Genomic DNA, 320 nt, shown 5'->3' with positions numbered 1-320 from the left:
CAGCGAATGCGCCGAGGCCGTGGTGATGATTCGGCCCCAGCCTCGTTGCTTCATGCCGGGAGTAACGGCACGGATCGCATGGAATGCGGCGGAGAGGTTGATTGCGATCACTGCGTCCCACTTTTCGACCGGAAAATCCTCGATCGGCGAGACATGCTGGATGCCGGCATTGTTGACGAGCACGTCCACGCTCCCAAACGTCCTCTCGGCGAACGAGATCATGTTGGCGATTTCCATCGGCTCGCCCGTATCGGCGGGCGAATAGATAGCCTTCACTCCGAAATCTTTCTCGATTGCAGTCCGCGTTTTTTCGACATCGC

General features: G+C 58.1%; 1 protein-coding gene. It reads right to left on the bottom strand.

Annotated elements, in window-relative coordinates; genetic code table 11:
- On the bottom strand, positions 1-320 hold a 320-nt coding region (locus OZ411_RS43250; RefSeq protein ID WP_282532845.1), incomplete at both ends, for an SDR family NAD(P)-dependent oxidoreductase.

It is taken from the genome of Bradyrhizobium sp. Arg237L (genome assembly GCF_029990105.1).
Lineage (GTDB): Bacteria > Pseudomonadota > Alphaproteobacteria > Rhizobiales > Xanthobacteraceae > Bradyrhizobium.
Note: the sequence above shows the minus strand (reverse complement) of the source record. Positions and strands in the feature narration are given on the sequence as shown.